The sequence below is a fragment of the Bacillus sp. NP247 genome (assembly GCF_018966865.1).
Taxonomy (GTDB): Bacteria; Bacillota; Bacilli; order Bacillales; family Bacillaceae_G; genus Bacillus_A.
The window spans coordinates 2,082,826-2,105,114 of record NZ_CP076653.1 but is presented as its reverse complement, the minus strand read 5'-3'; the positions used below and the strand labels follow the sequence as shown (position 1 = coordinate 2,105,114).

14 protein-coding genes, 22 tRNA genes and 3 rRNA genes are annotated in these 22,289 nt (G+C 41.4%); 35 read left to right on the top strand and 4 right to left on the bottom strand.

Going from position 1 to position 22,289, the window contains the following annotated elements; translation table 11 throughout:
• Positions 1-76 precede the first annotated feature (76 nt).
• The gene (locus KPL75_RS11180; protein ID WP_219920699.1) at positions 77-310 is read right to left on the bottom strand and encodes a DUF378 domain-containing protein; all 234 of its coding nucleotides are present in this window, start codon (positions 308-310) and stop codon (positions 77-79) included.
• Positions 311-593: 283 nt separating this feature from the next.
• Between KPL75_RS11180 and KPL75_RS11175 the strand changes: the two genes are divergently transcribed.
• Both KPL75_RS11175 and KPL75_RS11170 read left to right on the top strand, forming a co-directional pair.
• Complete coding sequence (locus KPL75_RS11175; protein ID WP_219920698.1) at positions 594-1,946, top strand: glucose-6-phosphate isomerase; 1,353 nt, start codon at positions 594-596, stop codon at positions 1,944-1,946.
• A gap of 108 nt (positions 1,947-2,054) precedes the next feature.
• Positions 2,055-2,465, top strand: coding sequence for a YugN-like family protein (locus KPL75_RS11170; RefSeq protein WP_219920697.1), 411 nt, complete (start codon positions 2,055-2,057; stop codon positions 2,463-2,465).
• Here KPL75_RS11170 and KPL75_RS11165 read toward each other — a convergent pair.
• Positions 2,452-3,447 (bottom strand): ion channel, encoded by a 996-nt coding sequence (locus tag KPL75_RS11165; protein WP_219920696.1) that lies wholly within the window; start codon positions 3,445-3,447, stop codon positions 2,452-2,454. The two genes, KPL75_RS11170 and KPL75_RS11165, sit on opposite strands and share 14 nt — an antisense overlap.
• A gap of 375 nt (positions 3,448-3,822) precedes the next feature.
• Positions 3,823-4,503: an MgtC/SapB family protein gene (locus KPL75_RS11160; protein ID WP_000386680.1), complete on the bottom strand. Its 681-nt coding sequence runs from the start codon at positions 4,501-4,503 to the stop codon at positions 3,823-3,825.
• A gap of 499 nt (positions 4,504-5,002) precedes the next feature.
• Between KPL75_RS11160 and KPL75_RS11155 the strand changes: the two genes are divergently transcribed.
• From KPL75_RS11155 to KPL75_RS11030, 26 genes are all read left to right on the top strand, one after another.
• Positions 5,003-6,554: ribosomal RNA gene (locus KPL75_RS11155) — 16S ribosomal RNA — on the top strand.
• A gap of 146 nt (positions 6,555-6,700) precedes the next feature.
• A 23S ribosomal RNA gene (locus KPL75_RS11150) occupies positions 6,701-9,622 on the top strand.
• 101 nt (positions 9,623-9,723) lie between these two features.
• Positions 9,724-9,839, top strand: a 5S ribosomal RNA gene (gene rrf, locus KPL75_RS11145).
• Together the 16S, 23S and 5S rRNA genes with 22 tRNA genes alongside form the textbook arrangement of a ribosomal RNA operon.
• 5 nt (positions 9,840-9,844) lie before the next feature.
• Positions 9,845-9,920: transfer RNA gene (locus KPL75_RS11140), tRNA-Val, on the top strand.
• Between the two features lie 4 nt (positions 9,921-9,924).
• Positions 9,925-10,000 (top strand) — tRNA-Thr (locus tag KPL75_RS11135).
• A 10-nt stretch (positions 10,001-10,010) separates the two neighbouring features.
• Positions 10,011-10,086: transfer RNA gene (locus KPL75_RS11130), tRNA-His, on the top strand.
• A 24-nt stretch (positions 10,087-10,110) separates the two neighbouring features.
• Positions 10,111-10,191 (top strand) — tRNA-Leu (locus KPL75_RS11125).
• A gap of 29 nt (positions 10,192-10,220) precedes the next feature.
• Positions 10,221-10,295, top strand: a tRNA-Gly gene (locus KPL75_RS11120).
• 16 nt (positions 10,296-10,311) lie between these two features.
• Positions 10,312-10,400: transfer RNA gene (locus KPL75_RS11115), tRNA-Leu, on the top strand.
• A 3-nt stretch (positions 10,401-10,403) separates the two neighbouring features.
• Positions 10,404-10,477, top strand: a tRNA-Arg gene (locus tag KPL75_RS11110).
• A gap of 11 nt (positions 10,478-10,488) precedes the next feature.
• Positions 10,489-10,562 (top strand) — tRNA-Pro (locus tag KPL75_RS11105).
• Positions 10,563-10,576: 14 nt separating this feature from the next.
• Positions 10,577-10,649, top strand: a tRNA-Ala gene (locus KPL75_RS11100).
• 20 nt (positions 10,650-10,669) lie between these two features.
• A tRNA-Met gene (locus tag KPL75_RS11095) sits at positions 10,670-10,746 on the top strand.
• Between the two features lie 4 nt (positions 10,747-10,750).
• Positions 10,751-10,827: transfer RNA gene (locus KPL75_RS11090), tRNA-Ile, on the top strand.
• 17 nt (positions 10,828-10,844) lie between these two features.
• A tRNA-Ser gene (locus KPL75_RS11085) sits at positions 10,845-10,937 on the top strand.
• Positions 10,938-10,963: 26 nt separating this feature from the next.
• Positions 10,964-11,040, top strand: a tRNA-Met gene (locus KPL75_RS11080).
• Positions 11,041-11,043: 3 nt separating this feature from the next.
• Positions 11,044-11,119: transfer RNA gene (locus KPL75_RS11075), tRNA-Asp, on the top strand.
• Positions 11,120-11,133: 14 nt separating this feature from the next.
• A tRNA-Phe gene (locus tag KPL75_RS11070) sits at positions 11,134-11,209 on the top strand.
• 14 nt (positions 11,210-11,223) lie between these two features.
• Positions 11,224-11,299, top strand: a tRNA-Thr gene (locus KPL75_RS11065).
• 10 nt (positions 11,300-11,309) lie between these two features.
• Positions 11,310-11,385 (top strand) — tRNA-Lys (locus tag KPL75_RS11060).
• Positions 11,386-11,398: 13 nt separating this feature from the next.
• Positions 11,399-11,469: transfer RNA gene (locus KPL75_RS11055), tRNA-Gly, on the top strand.
• Between the two features lie 6 nt (positions 11,470-11,475).
• Positions 11,476-11,552: transfer RNA gene (locus KPL75_RS11050), tRNA-Ile, on the top strand.
• Positions 11,553-11,559: 7 nt separating this feature from the next.
• A tRNA-Asn gene (locus KPL75_RS11045) sits at positions 11,560-11,634 on the top strand.
• A gap of 6 nt (positions 11,635-11,640) precedes the next feature.
• A tRNA-Ser gene (locus KPL75_RS11040) sits at positions 11,641-11,731 on the top strand.
• Positions 11,732-11,737: 6 nt separating this feature from the next.
• Positions 11,738-11,809 (top strand) — tRNA-Glu (locus KPL75_RS11035).
• Positions 11,810-11,944: 135 nt separating this feature from the next.
• The gene (locus KPL75_RS11030; protein WP_219920695.1) at positions 11,945-12,100 is read left to right on the top strand and encodes a hypothetical protein; all 156 of its coding nucleotides are present in this window, start codon (positions 11,945-11,947) and stop codon (positions 12,098-12,100) included.
• Positions 12,101-12,130: 30 nt separating this feature from the next.
• Here the strand turns inward: KPL75_RS11030 and KPL75_RS11025 are convergent, their stop codons facing one another.
• Entirely contained in the window at positions 12,131-13,354 is a 1,224-nt protein-coding gene (locus tag KPL75_RS11025) for an MFS transporter (RefSeq protein ID WP_219920694.1), read from the bottom strand.
• A gap of 323 nt (positions 13,355-13,677) precedes the next feature.
• Here KPL75_RS11025 and KPL75_RS11020 point away from each other — a divergent pair, with 323 nt between their 5' ends.
• From KPL75_RS11020 to glgA, 7 genes are all read left to right on the top strand, one after another.
• Positions 13,678-14,265: a TetR/AcrR family transcriptional regulator gene (locus KPL75_RS11020; RefSeq protein ID WP_219920693.1), complete on the top strand. Its 588-nt coding sequence runs from the start codon at positions 13,678-13,680 to the stop codon at positions 14,263-14,265.
• Between the two features lie 130 nt (positions 14,266-14,395).
• Positions 14,396-14,632 carry a hypothetical protein gene (locus KPL75_RS11015; RefSeq protein ID WP_258237027.1) on the top strand — a complete coding sequence of 79 codons (237 nt, stop codon included), beginning with the start codon at positions 14,396-14,398 and terminating at the stop codon, positions 14,630-14,632.
• Between the two features lie 467 nt (positions 14,633-15,099).
• Positions 15,100-16,044 carry an L-lactate dehydrogenase gene (locus KPL75_RS11010; protein WP_219920692.1) on the top strand — a complete coding sequence of 315 codons (945 nt, stop codon included), beginning with the start codon at positions 15,100-15,102 and terminating at the stop codon, positions 16,042-16,044.
• Between the two features lie 634 nt (positions 16,045-16,678).
• Complete coding sequence (gene glgB / locus KPL75_RS11005) at positions 16,679-18,616, top strand: 1,4-alpha-glucan branching protein GlgB (RefSeq protein ID WP_219920691.1); 1,938 nt, start codon at positions 16,679-16,681, stop codon at positions 18,614-18,616.
• Positions 18,564-19,694, top strand: a complete 1,131-nt coding sequence (glgC, locus tag KPL75_RS11000) for a glucose-1-phosphate adenylyltransferase (RefSeq protein WP_000057600.1) — start codon at positions 18,564-18,566, stop codon at positions 19,692-19,694. Before glgB ends, glgC begins: the two co-directional genes overlap by 53 nt.
• Positions 19,695-19,712: 18 nt before the next feature.
• Positions 19,713-20,747 carry a glucose-1-phosphate adenylyltransferase subunit GlgD gene (glgD, locus tag KPL75_RS10995; protein ID WP_219920690.1) on the top strand — a complete coding sequence of 345 codons (1,035 nt, stop codon included), beginning with the start codon at positions 19,713-19,715 and terminating at the stop codon, positions 20,745-20,747.
• A 110-nt stretch (positions 20,748-20,857) separates the two neighbouring features.
• Positions 20,858-22,288 carry a glycogen synthase GlgA gene (glgA, locus tag KPL75_RS10990; protein ID WP_219920689.1) on the top strand — a complete coding sequence of 477 codons (1,431 nt, stop codon included), beginning with the start codon at positions 20,858-20,860 and terminating at the stop codon, positions 22,286-22,288.
• Position 22,289: the final 1 nt, after the last annotated feature.

Sequence of the window (22,289 nt, the reverse complement as noted above, 5' to 3'; positions counted from 1 at the left end):
ACTTATGATATATATATTTGCAAATATGATTGCATGCAATCATATTCGTATGTCGGAGGCGAAAAAGACATACTGACTATCGAATTTCATGTGTTTCTGGGTGAGTACCAAGATTTTCGGATGGTTTAAATAGTAAACTAAGATTGATAAGCCCAGAAATACCAACGATGCCGTAAATAATACGTGCAAGAGCGGAGTTTTGCCCACCGAAAATAGCTGCTACTAAGTCAAACTGGAAGAACCCGATCAGTCCCCAGTTAACAGCACCGATTACAGTGAAGACTAATGCGATACGTTGCAATGTACTCATGAAAAAGCCCCCCCTTAATGTGAAGCATGAGCAAGTGAAGAGTTAATAAGAAAAGTTAACTCCTTTATATAATGGGGTAGTTTTGGTGTTTTTATACATAAAAAATGTACGAAAAGCGATGTATATACATCTATACCGAAAAATGCGAATTTTTATGCAAAAAATGAACTTTTTCTAAAAAATATATATTGGTTACGTTTACACTAGTTGAATCGCTTGATTTACAACTTCAGTTTCGCTAAAGTGAATACAGAAATACATATACATAATTGGAGGGAAAAAGATGAGTACACATGTAACGTTCGACTATTCTAAAGCGTTATCCTTCATCAGTGAAAATGAACTAACTTATTTACGTGATGCAGTAAAAGTAACACATCATGCAATCCACGAAAAAACTGGAGCTGGGAACGATTTCCTTGGGTGGGTAGAGCTTCCGCTTCAATATGACAAAGAAGAATTTGCTCGCATTCAAAAATGCGCAGAAAAAATTAAAAATGACTCTGACATTTTACTTGTTGTAGGTATCGGTGGTTCTTACTTAGGAGCACGCGCAGCAATCGAAATGTTAAACCATTCTTTCTACAACACGCTTTCTAAAGAACAACGTAAAACTCCACAAGTGCTATTTGTTGGACAAAACATTAGCTCCACTTACATGAAAGATTTAATGGATGTATTAGAAGGTAAAGACTTCTCTATTAACGTTATTTCCAAATCAGGTACAACAACAGAGCCTGCAATCGCATTCCGTATTTTCCGTAAATTATTAGAAGAAAAGTATGGAAAAGAAGGAGCACGCAAACGTATTTATGCGACTACAGATAAAGCACGTGGTGCATTAAAAACATTAGCTGATAACGAAGGTTACGAAACATTCGTAATTCCAGATGATGTTGGCGGTCGTTTCTCAGTATTAACACCAGTTGGTTTATTACCAATCGCAGTAAGTGGTTTAAATATTGAAGAGATGATGAAAGGTGCAGCTGCTGGTCATGATGACTTTGCGAAATCAGAACTGGAAGAAAATCCAGCTTACCAATATGCAGTAGTTCGTAATGCTCTTTACAATAAAGGGAAAACAATTGAAATGCTTGTTAACTATGAGCCAGCACTTCAATACTTCTTAGAGTGGTGGAAACAGTTATTTGGTGAAAGTGAAGGAAAAGATCAAAAAGGTATTTTCCCATCTTCAGCAAACTTCTCAACTGATTTACACTCATTAGGTCAATACATTCAAGAAGGTCGCCGTGATCTATTCGAAACGGTTCTTAAAGTAGGTAAATCTACTCATGAACTAAAAATCGAATTAGATGACAACGATTTAGATGGATTAAACTACCTTGCTGGTGAAACAGTAGACTTCGTAAACACAAAAGCATACGAAGGTACATTACTTGCACATAGCGATGGCGGAGTACCAAACTTAATCGTAAACATCCCTGAATTAAATGAGTACACATTCGGTTACCTTGTATACTTCTTCGAAAAAGCATGTGCGATGAGCGGCTACTTATTAGGCGTAAATCCATTTGACCAACCAGGAGTAGAAGCATACAAGAAAAACATGTTCGCTCTACTTGGAAAACCAGGATTCGAAGAACTAAAAGCAGAATTAGAAGAGCGTTTAAAATAATAAAAAGCGATCGGGTCTCCGATCGCTTTTTATTATTTAACTGAAAAGTACATCGGTATATTCAAACTAGAATGGGTATGCTAAAGGAAAAGTCTAGGAGGGATGGGCTTGATTCCGATTCAATCAAATTTAGAAGGACGTACATATGCGTTATATAAGTTAGAAGAGGTTATGAAACCACTTGGATATAGTATCGGTGGAAATTGGGATTATGATAAAGGATGTTTTGATTATAAAATCGACGAAGAAGATGGCTATCAATTTTTACGAGTACCATTTACAGCGGTGAATGGAGAACTAGATGTGCCTGAGGTAATAGTCCGTCTTGAAACGCCGTATATTCTTTCGCACGTATATCAAGACGAACTAGATAATGAAGTAAATACGTTAGCTGCCGGGACGAGCTTAGATCAGTTTGCCCAGCCGAAAGATCCAGATGGAGATGTGAAAAGAAAGTATGTCAATATTGGTAAAGTGTTAGTACAAGAACTAGAAAAGCATTTTTTTAATGGCGAATAACAATGAGTACGTCACTTTCAATGATAATAAAAGAATGAATTGGATTAATCATATATTGTTCATCACGCTTTATGCCCAATAAGAGGATGTTTTGTTTTAAAAGAGCGTAGCTGCAATTTGCAAAGGATTGTCCTGTACAGGATGGGGGAATTTCCATCAGTTGTAATTTGTTATCAGAGATTTCATCGTAAAGTGAGAATAGTACACCTGAAATGGAAGGGAATAAAAGAGAAGCGGTAAATACATAGCTCGTTAATTTATTTCCTTCTATAATTTCTGATACGCCAGCTCTCGTTGCATTTTGGATTTGTTCAGAAGTAAGAAGTTCAGCGATGCAGTGAATGTTTGGATTAAGTCCTTTTGCAGTTAAAATATTTAAAATGGACTGTGTATCTGCTAAGCTTTCGTTCTTCTCTTTATCCGCTGTTATTAATATAGTGTGAGCTGTTGTAATGTTAGCTTTTAATAAAGTTTGATCGTGATGCGGACAACCTTTTATAAATTCTAAATGATGAAATGGCTTTGGAAGTAAAGAAAGTGTTTCATCAATTAAAACGATATCAAGGTTCGGTTGTAATGTGTGCATTTGTTTTACAACATGTTTTGCACGTTCATTCCAGCCAACGATAATCATATGGCCATTAGAGGTAGCAGCTTCTTCTCCTTTAATCTTCATATATTGTTTACTAATCATTTCAGTAGCGAACAGAACCATATAATAAGAACAAAATCCGGTTCCTAATAGAATAATACCGATACCAATAAGTTTTCCTATCGTTGTATGGGGGGCAAAATCGCCGTATCCAACGGTAAAAATGGTAACGATTGACCACCAAACCCCGTCGAACCATGTGGTGAAGTGATCTGGCTCTAATATATGTATAAGAAAGCCGGAGAAGGCAGTAAGTACAATAATAAAACAAATTAAACGAAAAATAATGGAATCGCGAAATGTATCTACTAAATTCGGGCGGGATTTCAAGTTCCTATTCCTCCTTACTTTTCAGGACTACATTCATTGTTACCATTATAGAAAAAAGAAAAACTCTCTAATTAAAAAGAGAGTTTTTCTGTAACTACTCAGTCACTCTATGAAAAAATGCCAGAAAATCATTTTTTTAAATGGTCGAGAGGGACTGGCTATGTATAGGAGGGGGCAGTGCCTGTTCCTGCCACGTGCAAAGTTTTAAAAAGGTCGCGAGGTGCAGGTCCATTTTATCTCCATGGCAGTAATCTATATGCTGAAAAATGAAAATAACTTTCTATAGGTAATAAGGTGCATATTTTCGCTGGAGTAATACTCCTTACCCAACTTCTAAATGAAATGTATAGCTGAGTAGTAACGTTTTTCTTTATGTTACATACTTTCAACTTCAGTTTGTTGAACACTTTCAAGATGCTGAAGAGCATAATAAACATCAGCAGTATGTCTTTTTTGATCGATAGACAATTTCAAATGTAAATAGTGCGAACCATTTTCCAATGTTTTGAGCTTCATGTTCTTAACTTTTATATCCATTTCTTTTATTTCTTCAATTACGGTCGGGATATTGTCCATATTTCGTACAACAAGTTTCACTGCGATATCACGTTGGCGAAATGATCTAGGACCGACGAATTTCATCGTTAATGGGATAAGTTCTACACTAATCATAAGGAAACACATTCCGAAAATAGCCTCGATATAGAAACCAGCTCCAACGGCGATGCCGATACCAGAAGCACCCCAAATCATAGCGGCGGTCGTTAATCCCGCAATACTATCGTTTCCTCTGCGTAAAATTACACCAGCACCTAAAAAACCGATTCCTGATACAATTTGAGCGGCAAGTCGAAGTGGATCCATATTCATATGATCGGTATGTGGTAAGTTGTAAGCTGCTTTAATAGAAACAATCGTCAGGAGGCAACTAATTATAGAAATAACTAAACACGTTTTTAAACCGAGTGGTTTACGTTTTAATTCGCGCTCTAAACCGATGGCGAATCCTAAAATGGCCGAGAGACCTAGTTTTATTAATAAGTCGGTGTAGTCCATGTATATTCCTCCTTGTATGATATGGTATATGAATAAAACGTTTATCCCGAATTAACGGGCAGTAAGACTCCCGCCTCAAAATTCGCCGAGTGCGAGGAAGTTAGGTGGGAGATAACTGCCCGATTATTAGCCTTCACTTTATATAGAAAGAAATGCTTTTTGGCAGAGTGACCTTATATAGAATATATGTAGGAATTACTTAGAAATGAAAGAGATATTTCGTTTAAGTATATGATATAAAAAAAGAAATGTAGTTGGTTTAAAAAAAGTTTTCAAAAGGTGTTGCATTTAGTTTTTTCACATGATATATTAATAACCGTCGCTGATGCGGAAACGCAGAAAACGACAAAAAAGAAATTAAAAAACTCAGTTGACATCGAAAAACGAAGATGTTAACATAAGGAAGTCGCAAATGAGCGACTAAGTAGTTCTTTGAAAACTGAACGAAACAAACAACGTGAACGTCAATTTTTATTTTTAGATGCTAGACAAACTAACTTTATTGGAGAGTTTGATCCTGGCTCAGGATGAACGCTGGCGGCGTGCCTAATACATGCAAGTCGAGCGAATGGATTGAGAGCTTGCTCTCAAGAAGTTAGCGGCGGACGGGTGAGTAACACGTGGGTAACCTGCCCATAAGACTGGGATAACTCCGGGAAACCGGGGCTAATACCGGATAATATTTTGAACTGCATGGTTCGAAATTGAAAGGCGGCTTCGGCTGTCACTTATGGATGGACCCGCGTCGCATTAGCTAGTTGGTGAGGTAACGGCTCACCAAGGCAACGATGCGTAGCCGACCTGAGAGGGTGATCGGCCACACTGGGACTGAGACACGGCCCAGACTCCTACGGGAGGCAGCAGTAGGGAATCTTCCGCAATGGACGAAAGTCTGACGGAGCAACGCCGCGTGAGTGATGAAGGCTTTCGGGTCGTAAAACTCTGTTGTTAGGGAAGAACAAGTGCTAGTTGAATAAGCTGGCACCTTGACGGTACCTAACCAGAAAGCCACGGCTAACTACGTGCCAGCAGCCGCGGTAATACGTAGGTGGCAAGCGTTATCCGGAATTATTGGGCGTAAAGCGCGCGCAGGTGGTTTCTTAAGTCTGATGTGAAAGCCCACGGCTCAACCGTGGAGGGTCATTGGAAACTGGGAGACTTGAGTGCAGAAGAGGAAAGTGGAATTCCATGTGTAGCGGTGAAATGCGTAGAGATATGGAGGAACACCAGTGGCGAAGGCGACTTTCTGGTCTGTAACTGACACTGAGGCGCGAAAGCGTGGGGAGCAAACAGGATTAGATACCCTGGTAGTCCACGCCGTAAACGATGAGTGCTAAGTGTTAGAGGGTTTCCGCCCTTTAGTGCTGAAGTTAACGCATTAAGCACTCCGCCTGGGGAGTACGGCCGCAAGGCTGAAACTCAAAGGAATTGACGGGGGCCCGCACAAGCGGTGGAGCATGTGGTTTAATTCGAAGCAACGCGAAGAACCTTACCAGGTCTTGACATCCTCTGAAAACTCTAGAGATAGAGCTTCTCCTTCGGGAGCAGAGTGACAGGTGGTGCATGGTTGTCGTCAGCTCGTGTCGTGAGATGTTGGGTTAAGTCCCGCAACGAGCGCAACCCTTGATCTTAGTTGCCATCATTAAGTTGGGCACTCTAAGGTGACTGCCGGTGACAAACCGGAGGAAGGTGGGGATGACGTCAAATCATCATGCCCCTTATGACCTGGGCTACACACGTGCTACAATGGACGGTACAAAGAGCTGCAAGACCGCGAGGTGGAGCTAATCTCATAAAACCGTTCTCAGTTCGGATTGTAGGCTGCAACTCGCCTACATGAAGCTGGAATCGCTAGTAATCGCGGATCAGCATGCCGCGGTGAATACGTTCCCGGGCCTTGTACACACCGCCCGTCACACCACGAGAGTTTGTAACACCCGAAGTCGGTGGGGTAACCTTTATGGAGCCAGCCGCCTAAGGTGGGACAGATGATTGGGGTGAAGTCGTAACAAGGTAGCCGTATCGGAAGGTGCGGCTGGATCACCTCCTTTCTATGGAGAATTGATGAACGCAGTTCATCAATAAACGTTGACTTGTTTCGTTTCGTTCAGTTTTGAGAGAACTATCTCTCAAGTTTAAATGTATGTTCTTTGAAAACTAGATAACAGTGTAGCTCATATTTTTTTAATTTTAGTTTGGTTAAGTTAGAAAGGGCGCACGGTGGATGCCTTGACACTAGGAGTCGATGAAGGACGGGACTAACGCCGATATGCTTCGGGGAGCTGTAAGTAAGCTTTGATCCGAAGATTTCCGAATGGGGAAACCCACTATACGTAATGGTATGGTATCCTTACCTGAATACATAGGGTATGGAAGACAGACCCAGGGAACTGAAACATCTAAGTACCTGGAGGAAGAGAAAGCAAATGCGATTTCCTGAGTAGCGGCGAGCGAAACGGAATCTAGCCCAAACCAAGAGGCTTGCCTCTTGGGGTTGTAGGACATTCTATACGGAGTTACAAAGGAACGAGGTAGACGAAGCGACCTGGAAAGGTCCGTCACAGAGGGTAACAACCCCGTAGTCGAAACTTCGTTCTCTCTTGAATGTATCCTGAGTACGGCGGAACACGTGAAATTCCGTCGGAATCTGGGAGGACCATCTCCCAAGGCTAAATACTCCCTAGTGATCGATAGTGAACCAGTACCGTGAGGGAAAGGTGAAAAGCACCCCGGAAGGGGAGTGAAAGAGATCCTGAAACCGTGTGCCTACAAATAGTCAGAGCCCGTTAATGGGTGATGGCGTGCCTTTTGTAGAATGAACCGGCGAGTTACGATCCCGTGCAAGGTTAAGCTGAAGAGGCGGAGCCGCAGCGAAAGCGAGTCTGAATAGGGCGTTTAGTACGTGGTCGTAGACCCGAAACCAGGTGATCTACCCATGTCCAGGGTGAAGTTCAGGTAACACTGAATGGAGGCCCGAACCCACGCACGTTGAAAAGTGCGGGGATGAGGTGTGGGTAGCGGAGAAATTCCAATCGAACCTGGAGATAGCTGGTTCTCCCCGAAATAGCTTTAGGGCTAGCCTTAAGTGTAAGAGTCTTGGAGGTAGAGCACTGATTGAACTAGGGGTCCTCATCGGATTACCGAATTCAGTCAAACTCCGAATGCCAATGACTTATCCTTAGGAGTCAGACTGCGAGTGATAAGATCCGTAGTCAAGAGGGAAACAGCCCAGATCGCCAGCTAAGGTCCCAAAGTGTGTATTAAGTGGAAAAGGATGTGGAGTTGCTTAGACAACTAGGATGTTGGCTCAGAAGCAGCCACCATTTAAAGAGTGCGTAATAGCTCACTAGTCGAGTGACTCTGCGCCGAAAATGTACCGGGGCTAAATACACCACCGAAGCTGCGAATTGATACCAATGGTATCAGTGGTAGGGGAGCGTTCTAAGTGCAGTGAAGTCAGACCGGAAGGACTGGTGGAGCGCTTAGAAGTGAGAATGCCGGTATGAGTAGCGAAAGACGGGTGAGAATCCCGTCCACCGAATGCCTAAGGTTTCCTGAGGAAGGCTCGTCCGCTCAGGGTTAGTCAGGACCTAAGCCGAGGCCGACAGGCGTAGGCGATGGACAACAGGTTGATATTCCTGTACCACCTCTTTATCGTTTGAGCAATGGAGGGACGCAGAAGGATAGAAGAAGCGTGCGATTGGTTGTGCACGTCCAAGCAGTTAGGCTGATAAGTAGGCAAATCCGCTTATCGTGAAGGCTGAGCTGTGATGGGGAAGCTCCTTATGGAGCGAAGTCTTTGATTCCCCGCTGCCAAGAAAAGCTTCTAGCGAGATAAAAGGTGCCTGTACCGCAAACCGACACAGGTAGGCGAGGAGAGAATCCTAAGGTGTGCGAGAGAACTCTGGTTAAGGAACTCGGCAAAATGACCCCGTAACTTCGGGAGAAGGGGTGCTTTCTTAACGGAAAGCCGCAGTGAATAGGCCCAAGCGACTGTTTAGCAAAAACACAGGTCTCTGCGAAGCCGTAAGGCGAAGTATAGGGGCTGACACCTGCCCGGTGCTGGAAGGTTAAGGAGAGGGGTTAGCGTAAGCGAAGCTCTGAACTGAAGCCCCAGTAAACGGCGGCCGTAACTATAACGGTCCTAAGGTAGCGAAATTCCTTGTCGGGTAAGTTCCGACCCGCACGAAAGGTGTAACGATTTGGGCACTGTCTCAACCAGAGACTCGGTGAAATTATAGTACCTGTGAAGATGCAGGTTACCCGCGACAGGACGGAAAGACCCCGTGGAGCTTTACTGTAGCCTGATATTGAATTTTGGTACAGTTTGTACAGGATAGGCGGGAGCCATTGAAACCGGAGCGCTAGCTTCGGTGGAGGCGCTGGTGGGATACCGCCCTGACTGTATTGAAATTCTAACCTACGGGTCTTATCGACCCGGGAGACAGTGTCAGGTGGGCAGTTTGACTGGGGCGGTCGCCTCCTAAAGTGTAACGGAGGCGCCCAAAGGTTCCCTCAGAATGGTTGGAAATCATTCGTAGAGTGCAAAGGCATAAGGGAGCTTGACTGCGAGACCTACAAGTCGAGCAGGGACGAAAGTCGGGCTTAGTGATCCGGTGGTTCCGCATGGAAGGGCCATCGCTCAACGGATAAAAGCTACCCCGGGGATAACAGGCTTATCTCCCCCAAGAGTCCACATCGACGGGGAGGTTTGGCACCTCGATGTCGGCTCATCGCATCCTGGGGCTGTAGTCGGTCCCAAGGGTTGGGCTGTTCGCCCATTAAAGCGGTACGCGAGCTGGGTTCAGAACGTCGTGAGACAGTTCGGTCCCTATCCGTCGTGGGCGTAGGAAATTTGAGAGGAGCTGTCCTTAGTACGAGAGGACCGGGATGGACGCACCGCTGGTGTACCAGTTGTTCTGCCAAGGGCATAGCTGGGTAGCTATGTGCGGAAGGGATAAGTGCTGAAAGCATCTAAGCATGAAGCCCCCCTCAAGATGAGATTTCCCATAGCGTAAGCTAGTAAGATCCCTGAAAGATGATCAGGTTGATAGGTTCGAGGTGGAAGCATGGTGACATGTGGAGCTGACGAATACTAATAGATCGAGGACTTAACCATATAATATGAAGCGATGTTATCTAGTTTTGAAAGAATATAAAAAACTTGTTGACTTTAAATGTCGAATAAGTTATGATAATTCTTGTCTTAAATGAATACAGTCTGGTAATGATGGCAGAGAGGCCACACCCGTTCCCATACCGAACACGGAAGTTAAGCTCTCTAGCGCCGATGGTAGTTGGGACCTTGTCCCTGTGAGAGTAGGACGTTGCCAGGCAATTCGGAGGATTAGCTCAGCTGGGAGAGCACCTGCCTTACAAGCAGGGGGTCGGCGGTTCGATCCCGTCATCCTCCACCATTTAGCCGACTTAGCTCAATTGGTAGAGCAACTGACTTGTAATCAGTAGGTTGGGGGTTCAAGTCCTCTAGTCGGCACCAGAAAATCATGGCGGTTGTGGCGAAGTGGTTAACGCACCGGATTGTGGCTCCGGCATTCGTGGGTTCAATTCCCATCAGTCGCCCCATTTTTTCTTTTAAAATTATAATATGCGGGTGTGGCGGAATTGGCAGACGCACTAGACTTAGGATCTAGCGCCTTTGGCGTGGGGGTTCGACTCCCTTCACCCGCACTTTTAATAAAATAACTCATACATGTCTTGCGGAAGTAGTTCAGTGGTAGAATACAACCTTGCCAAGGTTGGGGTCGCGGGTTCGAATCCCGTCTTCCGCTCCAATTTTCAATATGACATGCCGGGGTGGCGGAACAGGCAGACGCACAGGACTTAAAATCCTGCGGTGGGTGACCACCGTGCGGGTTCGACCCCCGCCCTCGGCACCATATGCGCCCGTAGCTCAATTGGATAGAGCGTTTGACTACGGATCAAGAGGTTAGGGGTTCGACTCCTCTCGGGCGCGTTTTTTATTAACGGGAAGTGGCTCAGCTTGGTAGAGCACCTGGTTTGGGACCAGGGGGTCGCAGGTTCAAATCCTGTCTTCCCGATATTTTCAAAATATGGGGCCTTAGCTCAGCTGGGAGAGCGCCTGCCTTGCACGCAGGAGGTCAGCGGTTCGATCCCGCTAGGCTCCACTTATTTGAATATAACTTATGGCGGTGTAGCTCAGCTGGCTAGAGCGTACGGTTCATACCCGTGAGGTCGGGGGTTCGATCCCCTCCGCCGCTACCATAAAGGACCTTTAGCTCAGCTGGTTAGAGCAGACGGCTCATAACCGTCCGGTCGTAGGTTCGAGTCCTACAAGGTCCACCACTCAAAGTTCATATCTCGGAGGTATACCCAAGTTCGGCTGAAGGGATCGGTCTTGAAAACCGACAGGCGGCGAGAGTCGCGCGGGGGTTCGAATCCCTCTACCTCCTCCATTTTTCTAAATTAAATATTATATCATCGCGGGGTGGAGCAGTACGGTAGCTCGTCGGGCTCATAACCCGAAGGTCGCAGGTTCAAATCCTGTCCCCGCAACCAAATGGTCCCGTGGTGTAGTGGTTAACATGCCTGCCTGTCACGCAGGAGATCGCCGGTTCGACCCCGGTCGGGACCGCCATTTTTTTACATAAAGGCTCGGTAGCTCAGTCGGTAGAGCAGAGGACTGAAAATCCTCGTGTCGGCGGTTCGATTCCGTCCCGAGCCACCATTTTGAAATCGCAAGCCGGCTTAGCTCAATTGGTAGAGCAACTGACTTGTAATCAGTAGGTTGGGGGTTCAAGTCCTCTAGCCGGCACCACTTTCAAAATGAGCCATTAGCTCAGTTGGTAGAGCATCTGACTTTTAATCAGAGGGTCGAAGGTTCGAATCCTTCATGGCTCACCATTTTTAATTTAATGCGGGTGTAGTTTAGTGGTAAAACAAGAGCCTTCCAAGCTCTGGTCGAGAGTTCGATTCTCTTCACCCGCTTTTTATGGGCCTATAGCTCAGCTGGTTAGAGCGCACGCCTGATAAGCGTGAGGTCGATGGTTCGAGTCCATTTAGGCCCACCATAATTATTCCGCAGTAGCTCAGTGGTAGAGCTATCGGCTGTTAACCGATCGGTCGTAGGTTCGAGTCCTACCTGCGGAGCCATATTATAGAGAAGTACCCAAGTGGCTCAAGGGGCTCCCCTGCTAAGGGAGTAGATCGCGAACGCGGTGCGAGGGTTCGAATCCCTTCTTCTCTGCCAGATTTTGGCCCGTTGGTCAAGTGGTTAAGACACCGCCCTTTCACGGCGGTAACACGGGTTCGAATCCCGTACGGGTCATACTAAAAGAGATAGCATAATCTGCTATCTCTTTTTTGTTGTGTAAAAGTGGACTTTGGATAGGCTGCTTTTTTTTATAGATTTTTGTATACTTTTTTCTATTTGAACCGTCTAACTAATAGAAAGGAGAGAGCGATGGAGTATGAAAAGGTCATTATGGAAATATCAAAAAGTATTTATAGATATTTGCTTAAAATTGGAGTAACACCAGCAGAAGCAGAGGATATCGTTCAAGATACGATACAAAAAAGTTATATTAATTTAAATAGGATTACCTCTTCTTATACATAAGAAGAGGTAATCCTATTTTTTGAATATGTTTTAACTCTCTGCTGAATGCCCATCCGGTTTCATAACAGCATGACTATATGCGGAGTGGAGAGTTTTGTATCCTAAAAGTGCAATAGTTAAGGCAAGGCCTCCTGCAATAATAGCCACACTAAATCCTGCGCGAGCTTCAAAGGTATCAATAACTAAACCAGCTACCGCTGATCCTAGAGAGACTCCAATACCAAGTCCTGTAATTGCCCAGGTCATTCCTTCGGTTATTTTTGATTCAGGTACGATTTTTTCCACCAGTCCCATAGTAATAATCATAGTAGGGGCAACAGATAAGCCTGCAAAGAAAACAATAACTACTAGCCAAGCAATAGTGTTTACGAAAACTAGTGGCAGCATTGTTACCATTGATAGTGTGACTGCTATTAAAAATTGATTATATGGTGGAGTACTGAGTTTAAGAGTACCGAAAATAAGACCTGCCAGGCATGAACCGATTGCATAGACGGAAAGCACAAAGCTAGCAGCTACTGTGTTTCCTTGATGCTCAGCAAAAGCCACACTAACTACATCTATTGTGCCAAATATAGTACCTATAGCGATGAGTGTGAATACAAGCACCCGTAATGTACCAATTTTAAATACTGTCCCTTTGTTTGTAATGTCGTGGGGATGTACATGTGGTTCTGTGCTTTTTTGCATGGTGAATAGGCATACCCCGATTGTAAGAAAAACACATGATAAAAGTGGTCCTGCTTCTGGGAAGAACATAACACTTAAACTGACGGATAATACAGGACCAATGATGAAGCAAATTTCATCGACGACCGATTCGAAGGAAAATGCTGTATGCAATTTATGAGATCCACGGTATAGTTTAGTCCAACGTGCACGTACCATGGCCGACATGTTTGGCATACAACCCGCACATAAGGCGGATAGAAATAGCGTCCAATAAGGAGCCTCATATTTCGTACATAGAAGTAAGAGAATCGTAAAGAAAACACTGATACCTGTAGTCGGAAGAAGTATACGAGATTGCCCTAATTGATCAGCCATACGAGAAATATGAGGAGCTAGTAAAGCTGATGATAATGTGAAGGTGGCTGCAACGGCTCCGGCAAGCCAATAGTCACCACGTAACTGAGATAACATTGTAACAATGCCAATCCCCATCATTGATATGGGCATCCGAGCTATAAAGCCTGCTAATGAGAATCCTTTTGTACCAGAAGCACTGAAAATCTCACGGTAGGAATTAAACATAATAATCACCAAAGTATTTGACGTTTACATATACATTCTTCATTCTTGTAACTCCTCCTCTGTGTCGTTAATACCTTCTATAAAAAGGGACAGTGAGTCAATTTAGGGTATAAGTAAGAAGTTATATTATCTTGTAAGCTAGAAAAAATTGACATACGCACCGTATGCCAATATCATATTAACATACGGTGCGTATGTCAATTGAAATGTTTTATCTCTGGATGGAGAGCTAACGTTAAAAGGAGTTATTCTTTTATATAGAGAACGATACTATAATGGGATTCATTTTGAATAAAGGGAATGAATAGAAGTAGGAGGAAAAGATGGTTAAAAAAACAAGAGCAGAAATGATCATTGAAACACGCGCTAAATTGCTGAGTGCAGCAAGAGAGGCTTTCGGTACAGTTGGATATGTAAACACATCTATGGATGATTTTACTGCATCTGTCGGTTTAACGCGTGGTGCAATTTATCATCATTTTGGCGATAAAAAAGGATTGTTAGAAGCAGTTGTAAAAGAAATTGATATGGAAATGGATAATAAATTACGGAAAGTATCAGATGAGGCGGAAGGAAATTGGGAAGGATTTATTGGGCGCTGTCGAGCTTATTTAACGATGGCACTTGATCCAGAAATTCAGAGAATCGTACTTCGGGATGCACCAGCAGTATTAGGAACTAGCTATTATCAATCATCGCAATCACAATGTTTAGCAACAATGGGGAATATGCTTCTGCAATTGATGCAGGAGCATATTATTGAAAAAACAGACTGTGAAGCTTTAGCACGGCTCATAAATGGGGGATTAGTGGACCTCGCTTGTTGGATTGCGAATTCTGAAGATGCCGAGGCACAGTTGTCTAAAGCTTTACATAGCCTATCACTTATATTGAATGGTTTGGTGTCATGATCTTAACGGATATTTTTAAAATTGATATACAGTAATTGTTAAAATGGAGGTGATACAGCAGTGCATGTTAATTTATTTGCTCCTTTTCGCATTAGCGGGCTGTTTATTTATATGGATAGGAAGTAATATATTGAAAAAAGAAAGAACACCTTTCATTGCAGGATATAATACTGTATTCCATCCAAAGAATGAAAGGGTGTTAGCAAGACGAGTAGGTGTAGTAGTTATTCTATTTGGAGTAGAAACAATATTGTTTCCACCAGTTGCATTTTTCTTCAACGTTGAGGGATTTTACTTTGGTATTTTAGCTGGGGTAGATATTGTTGTTGTATTTATTCTTCTCATAGTAGATCAGCTGGAAGTTTAATATGTTACGTTTTGCTTACTTGTATCTTGGAAAATGGTGTATAGAATAGATTCCCATATGCTAGGGCATCAGGGAAGAAATGCCCAGCTTCGTTTATATAGTGTGTTACCGCATGAGGAGTAGTTTGAGGCTACTCTTTTATTTCTTCTATTGATGAAACGATATTATCTGTACGTTGCTAAAAATGGAGAGGGGTAAAAATATTTTTAAAGTGGTAATTAAACTTGTTTATTTCGATTCACAATCTTTATAAAACATCTTCATTGGTATTGATTCCACACTTGATCTAATCATTTTACACTCTATGTGAAAAAGTTCACAAATAGGTCATAATTTGTGAACTTTTTCACAATGATACGTGCTACAATATGTATGTAAAGAAGTTAAACAACATTAAATTAGTATTTTAATTAATTACTTAAACAATAATATAAAATATATGTGAACAATAGAGAGGGGAAATTATCATGAAAAAAGGTATCAATCGTGTAGTATTAGTAGGAACAGGAGCTGTAGGTTGTAGTTATGCTTACTCAATGATCAACCAAGGTGTAGCTGAAGAATTCGTACTTGTAGATGTAAATGAAGCAAAAGCAGAAGGGGAAGCAATGGACTTAAGCCATGCGGTACCATTCTCTCCAGCACCAACAAAAGTTTGGAGCGGTAGCTATGCAGATTGTAAAGATGCAGATCTAGTTGTTATCACTGCTGGATTACCACAAAAGCCAGGCGAAACTCGTTTAGACTTAGTTGAAAAAAATACAAAGATCTTTAAACAAATCGTTCGCGGTATTATGGATAGCGGATTCGATGGAATCTTCTTAATCGCAACTAACCCAGTTGATATTTTAACTTACGTAACTTGGAAAGAATCTGGCCTACCAAAAGAGCGCGTAATTGGTTCTGGTACAACTTTAGACTCTGCTCGTTTCCGTTACATGTTAGGCGACTACTTAGATGTAGATCCACGTAACGTTCACGCTTATATCGTTGGTGAGCACGGTGATACTGAACTTCCAGTATGGAGCCACGCTACTGTAGGTGTACAAAAACTAGAAACAATCTTAGCGAACAACGAACAGTATAGCCAAGAAGATTTAGATAAAATCTTTGAAAATGTACGCGATGCAGCTTACCACATTATCGAGCGTAAAGGCGCAACTTACTACGGAATCGGTATGTCGCTACTTCGTGTAACTAAAGCGATCTTAAGCAACGAGAACAGCGTATTAACTGTATCTGCATACCTTGAAGGTCAATATGGTGAGAAAGATGCTTACGTAGGTGTTCCAGCTGTTATTAACCGCGAAGGTGTACGTGAGATCGTAGAACTTGAATTAAATGAAGAAGAAAAAGCGAAATTCGCTCATTCTGTAAAAGTATTAAAAGAAACAATGGCACCAGTACTATAATAATTGCTAAATGATTCAGAGGCGGGAAACTGCTTCCCACCTCTGAGTTTTTATATAATTTAATATAAATTCCTTTTCCGGTTTCCCTTGTATATCCCCAATATACCCCTTTTGCTGGAGAAGGGTCGTTTATAGAAAAAGCACTCTATTTTTGAATAGAGTGCTTTTGTGCGTTATCCCACTATTTGCGAGCAGAGTTTCACCTTATTCTTTAGGAGTTAACCTTGTGGCGATTTTTCCAAAACGGCATTCATCTCCCGCATACTCATTAGATATTCCTTGGGGTGGGAGTTTTCCGTCGGGAAGTGATAAAATTTGGGACAAAAAATGTTGAGAAACATTTTTAAACAATAGATTATTTCGCTTGTATTTTACGTGAGAAATAGCGTGAAAAATGGAGAGAAACCAATAAGATAAATATTGAGCAACAATGAAGGGTGAGAAATAGTAAGGAAAATGAAGCGTTTGCAATGAATATTCGTCAAAATTCGATATTTTATATGAAAATCCGAAAAAAATTAAACATTTTCAAGGAAAAAACGTATATTTTTAAAAAAACAACAAGGGTATTTCAGTTTTTTGCAGAAATAGTTAAAGTGTTAAAAATTTCTGTCATCTTAGTGAGGTGAACATATTGGATGTAATAAATTGTGAAGAAGTGAAACGAGATGAGTTTCATACAGAAAAGTACTATGACAGTTATAACATCTTTGGGGCACATATTGTGACGGAAGATGGGATGCGAGGTGTACGATTCACAGTATGGGCTCCTCATGCGAAAGCAATGAGTGTTGTTGGGAATTTTAATGAATGGGATTATGAGCAACATGAGATGCTACAAGTGACAGAAGAGGGGATTTGGTCCTTGTTTGTACCGCATATTGAAGAGAATGAGATATACAAGTATGCGATTGAAACGATGGGCGATGACGTTATTTTAAAAGCAGATCCTTACGCTGTATATGCAGAAGTAAGACCAAATACGGCATCTGTAGTTTTTGATATAGAGGGATATGAATGGAATGATAAAAACTGGATTCGTAAGAGAAAGAAAAAATCGATTTATAAAGAAGCGATGACAGTTTATGAATTACATTTCGGTTCTTGGAAAAAGAAAGAAGATGGCGCTCTGTATTCTTACAGAGAAATGGCCGAGGAGCTCATTCCGTATGTGGTGGAACATCAATTTACACATATTGAAATTATGCCGCTTGTTGAGCATCCATATGATCGTTCTTGGGGATATCAAGGAACAGGATATTATGCAGCGACAAGTAGATTCGGCACGCCACATGATTTGATGTATTTTGTCGATGAATGTCATAAATATGGAATCGGTGTCATTTTAGATTGGGTGCCGGGGCATTTTTGTAAAGATGCTCACGGTTTATATTTGTTTGATGGGACACCGACTTATGAATATAAAGATAGAGATGTACAAGAAAACCTTGTATGGGGAACTGTTAATTTTGATTTAGGGAAGAGGGAAGTACGTAATTTCTTAATTTCAAATGCGTTATTTTGGATGAGGCATTTCCATATTGATGGGTTCAGGGTAGATGCAGTTGCGAATATGCTGTACTGGAATAAAGAAGGAAAAGAGCAAAGCAATGAACACGCTGTCTCTTTCTTACGAGAGCTAAATGAAGCTGTGTTTGCAGAAGATGAAGAGTTTCTTATGACAGCGGAAGATTCAACAGCTTGGCCACTTGTAACAGCTCCAACATACGAGGGTGGACTTGGATTCAATTATAAATGGAATATGGGTTGGATGAATGATGTGCTGAAATATATGGAATGTGCGCCAGAGTATCGGAAATACATTCATGAGAAAATGACTTTCTCTTTAATATATGCTCACTCTGAAAACTTCATATTGCCGCTTTCTCATGATGAAGTCGTTCATGGGAAAAAGTCGTTATTAAATAAAATGCCGGGAGATTACTGGGATAAGTTCGCCCAACTTCGTTTATTATATGGATATTTCTTTACTCATCCAGGTAAGAAATTACTCTTTATGGGTGGAGAATTCGGTCAATTTGATGAGTGGAAGGAACTTGAAGATTTAGATTGGAATTTACATGATTTTGAAATGCATCGTTACATGCATGATTACTTTAAAGAGCTCATAGCATTGTATAAGCGCTCAAAACCACTTTGGCAGTTAGATCACTCGCCTGAAGGGTTTCAGTGGATTGATGCTAATAATAATGAGCAAAGTATTTTCTCGTTTATCCGCCAAGGGGATAAGCAGGAAGATGCGTTAGTTATCGTATGTAATTTTACGAAAGCTACATATGAAAACTATAAAGTAGGTGTACCAGATTTCGAGTATTATAACGAAATTTTAAACAGTGACTCGGCGCAATATGGCGGATCGGGGCAAGTTAATAAGAAACGTCTCAAGACGATTCTAGAGCCATATCATAATCAAGCGGCACATATAGAAATTACAATTCCACCATTTGGCGTATCCATATTACGACCAGTGAAGACGAGAAAGGGGAGCAAAAAACAAGATGGCTCAAAAACAAAAGTGCGTAGCAATGTTACTAGCAGGGGGAAAAGGTAGTCGTTTAAGTGCATTAACAAAAAATTTAGCCAAGCCAGCTGTTCCATTTGGTGGTAAATATCGCATTATTGATTTTACATTAAGTAACTGTGCAAACTCCGGTATTGAAACGGTGGGGATTTTGACGCAATATCAACCGTTAGAACTTCATAATTATATTGGAATCGGAAATGCTTGGGATCTTGATCGTGTAAACGGTGGAGTCACTGTGTTACCTCCTTATGCGGAGTCTTCAGGTGTGAAGTGGTATACAGGTACGGCAAGTGCTATTTATCAAAACTTAAACTATTTAAGTCAGTACGAACCAGAATATGTCCTTATTTTATCAGGTGACCATATTTATAAAATGGATTACAGTAAAATGCTAGATTACCATATTGAGAAAGAAGCAGATGTTTCGATTTCTGTTATTGAAGTGCCGTGGGATGAAGCAAGTCGCTTTGGCATCATGAATACAAATGAAGAGATGGAAGTTGTTGAATTTGAGGAGAAACCGCAATTTCCAAGAAGTAATCTTGCATCAATGGGAATTTATATTTTTAACTGGGCCATTTTAAAAGAATATTTAGAGATGGATGCAAGAAATCCTGAATCTAGTAATGATTTCGGAAAAGATGTACTTCCGCTTTTATTAGATGAAGGGAAGAAGTTGATGGCGTATCCGTTTGAAGGATATTGGAAAGATGTTGGAACGGTGAAAAGCTTATGGGAAGCGAATATGGATTTACTTCGCGATGAAACATCGTTGAACTTGAACGATCGTAATTGGCGCATTTATTCTGTGAATCCAAATGAGCCACCTCAATATATTGCAGAACAAGCAAAAGTAGAAGAGTCACTTATTAATGAAGGGTGCGTCATTGAAGGGGACGTGAAGCATTCTGTTTTATTCCAAGGAGTGACGGTGGAAGAAGGTAGTATGGTAATCGATTCTGTCGTTATGCCGGGGGCAAAGATTGGTAAAAACGTTGTGATTGAAAGAGCGATCGTTGGATCGGAAATGGTTATTGAAGATGGGACAATAATTCGTCCAGAAAAAAATGTTGATGATGTAGTACTAATTGCTGAAGGGAAATAGAAAAGGGGGATGAAATGAATGGGAGAAAAAATGTTAGGGATTATTAATGCAACGGGAAGTTTTCCTTCCTTAAAGAAAGTAACAGGGCATCGTTCATTAGCGGCGTTACCGTTTGGGGGCCGTTACCGACTCATTGATTTCATGCTTTCAAATATGGTGAATTCTAACATTCATAGCGTGGCGGTTTTTACAAGTCATAAAAATCGTTCTTTAATGGATCACGTCGGTTCAGGGAAACAGTGGGATTTAGATAGAAAACGAGACGGACTGTTTTTATTCCCACCGAACTGCCAATGTGATCATGACGAATTTGGATCTTTTGCACATTTTAGAAGACATATTGATTATTTTCTAAGAAGCAGAGAAGAGTATGTTGTTATTACGAATAGCCATCTCGTAACGGCATTAGATTTTCAAGCAGTGTTAGAGCGACATATACATACGTCAGCTGATATTACCGAGGTTTGTCATGAAGGCATTTCGCTTCAAACATACGTGTTAAAGAAACAATTGTTGTTAGATTTATTTGAGACATATAAAGATGTGGAGCAATACAGTTTATTTGATGTAGTGAGAGAAAAGCGCGGAAAATCACTACATATTGCTACGTATGAACATACAGGATATGTAGCTATTATTGATTCGATTGAAGGTTACTATAAACATAGTCTAGAAATTTTGCAACCTTCTATTTGGAAGCAATTATTTAAGAAAGAAGCACCAATCTTTACGAAAGTAAAAGATGAGCCGCCAACTCGTTATATGAAGGGCGCAGTAGTGAAAAATACGATGATTGCAAACGGCAGTATTATTGAAGGTGAAGTAGAAAATAGTGTTGTCTCCCGTTCTGTTAAAATTGGAAAAGGTTCAATTGTTCGTAATAGCATTATTATGCAAAAGAGCCAAATTGGAGATAACTGTATAATAGACGGTGTTATTATCGATAAAGACGTAAAAATTGGTGACGGTGTCGTTTTAAAAGGAAACACCGATGAGCCATACGTTGTAGAAAAAGGAAGCGTTCAAAACAGTACGATTAATAGTTATTCCTAAAGAATCAGTGGGGGATCCCCCCACTGATTAAAATTTTAATTTAAATGAAAACTCGAAGGGAGGAAGCTGCAAGAAGAGTAATATATGCTTTTCGTGCAGTGGGACAACAAGTGAATATTTTATTTGCAGTATCAGAATGTGTACCGTTTGTGAAATCTGGAGGTTTAGCTGATGTAGCAGGAGCGCTCCCGAAAGAACTAAAAAAATTAGGAGTGAATGTTCGCATCATACTTCCGAACTATAGTCTTATCCCGAAAGAGCTAAGAGAAGGATGTACGCTTCATAAAGTAATTAACGTTCCTCTTGGATGGAGAAATCAATATTGCGGGATTTTAAAAGGTGAGCAGGATGGGATTACGTATTACTTAATAGATAATGAATATTATTTTAAGAGAGATTCTCTATATGGCCATTATGATGATGGGGAGCGTTTTTCTTATTTTTCAAAAGCAGTTTTAGAGTGTATTCCGCATCTTGATTTCGAAGTAGATGTTCTTCATAGCCATGATTGGCATACAGCTATGGTTAATTTCTTACTTCGTGAAAAGTATCAAGATAACCCGTTATATGAGCATATTAAAACGGTATATACGATTCATAACTTGCAGTTCCAAGGTGTATTTCCTCCTGAAGTGATGTACGACTTACTGGAGCTTGGTCATGAATATTTTCATAGTGAACAGCTTGAGTTTTATGGAAACGTGAACTTTATGAAAGGCGGTATTATCGCATCTGACCAAATTACAGCGGTTAGCCCGACATATAAAGAAGAGATTCAATATGAGTTTTTCGGTGAGAAGTTAGATGGATTGCTACGAAAATATAATGATAAGCTTAGTGGCATTGTAAATGGAATTGATACGAGCGTATATAATCCAGAAACAGATCCATATATTACGGCTCAGTATAGTGCAGAGTCGCTAGATGAGAAGAATGAAAATAAACGCGCATTGCAGCGTTATTTTGGTTTACCAGAAAAAGAAGATACACCAGTTATTTCGATGGTAACACGATTAACGAAGCAAAAGGGGCTTGATCTAGTACGTACTGTATTCCGTGAAATAATGGAAGAAGATGTACAATGTATTATTTTGGGATCAGGCGATTCTGAATACGAGCAGTTCTTTGAATGGATGGCATACGAGTATCCAGAAAAGGTAAAAGTATATATTGGATTTAATGAAGCGTTAGCGCACCAAGTGTACGCGGGAAGCGATTTGTTTTTAATGCCATCGCTGTTTGAACCGTGTGGACTTGGACAACTTATTGCGCTAGCATATGGCACGATTCCAATTGTAAGAGAAACAGGCGGATTAAATGATACTGTACATTCTTACGATGAGGAAACTGGAATTGGGAATGGCTTTAGCTTTACGAATTTTAATGCGCATGACATGTTACATACAATTCTTCGTGCGATTGAGTTTTATCAAGATAAACCGGTATGGGATAGGCTTGTAAAGCAAGCAATGACTGAAGATTATAGCTGGGGGAAATCGGCTCTTGCATACAAGAAATTGTATAAAAGTCTCATGGAATAAC